We start from the raw sequence: 1078 nt of genomic DNA, 5'->3' as shown, positions 1-1078 counted from the left end.
GTAGTAACAGCCTATCCTCTGCATGGAAGCCAATACGGGTCGCGGCAGCTGCGGTTCGAGAGATGCTTGAAAAAGCTGCTGCCGATACCTTTGGTGTTGATGCCAGTTCCGTTGTTCTGTTTGATGGTGTTCTGACGAATGATGCCGGGCAAACCTTAAATATTTCAGAAGTTATTGCGATTGCAGCTAAGCAAAGTGTACCAAGTGAACCAGCGCTTAAAGCGAAGCAGGACTTCCGATTCATCGGTAAGCATTCTTCTCGTTTAGACGCGGCTGCGAAAGTACAAGGTACTGCGAATTTCGGAATTGATGCATCTGTTGATGATATGGTGTTTGCCGTAGTCCTTCGATCTCCAGCGATTGGTGGTCGATTGAAAAGCTTTGATGCTTCGGAGCTCAACGCAGATAAGGATTTCATTGGAGCATATCAGATAGACACCGGGGTGGCGGTTGTCGCGACGAGTTCCTGGAAGGCCCGAAAACTTTCAGAGAAAGTGTCGCTTGACTGGGACTTACCACAAGAATTGATTTCAACAAAAGCAGCATTTGAGCTGTATCGTGACGCGGCTTCTAAAGATGATGGCGACGTTGTACGTGAGGTTGGAGACGCCCAAGAAGCAATCGATAACTCGTCTAATGATGCAATTGAACTCGAATTCGAAATGCCCTTTTTAGCGCATGCCACGATGGAACCGATGAACTGTTTGGCGCATGTACAAGAGGATCGCGCAGATATTTGGGCTTCGACCCAAGGGCCAGATATTGCCCAGGTCTCGGTGGCTAAGGTGACACACTTAGATTTGGATGAAGTACACATTCATAATCAATTTATTGGTGGTGGATTTGGTCGTCGTTTGAATCAAGACTTTATTGGTGAAGCTGCCGAGATTTCGATGGCGGCGAAACGTCCTGTGAAGTTAGTTTGGTCACGTGAAGATGATATGAAAAATGACTTTTATCGCCCCGCGACATTCCACCGTTTACAAGCATCTGTTTCGGATTCGGGCGAGGTCGAGGCGTGGAAGCATCATGTTGTCGGTCCAGGCGTCATGGATTGGTATATCTGGGATGCTGCACC

Annotated in this window: 1 protein-coding gene; it reads left to right on the top strand. The window is 47.9% G+C overall.

Annotated features, from left to right (window positions below; genetic code table 11):
- The coding region (locus tag A3738_RS25760; RefSeq protein ID WP_156504508.1) for a xanthine dehydrogenase family protein molybdopterin-binding subunit at positions 1–1078 on the top strand (1078 nt) is incomplete at both ends.

This window comes from Oleiphilus sp. HI0066, assembly GCF_001635725.1.
The sequence above is the reverse complement of the archived record's forward strand: the minus strand, read 5'-3'. Positions and strand labels throughout refer to the sequence as shown.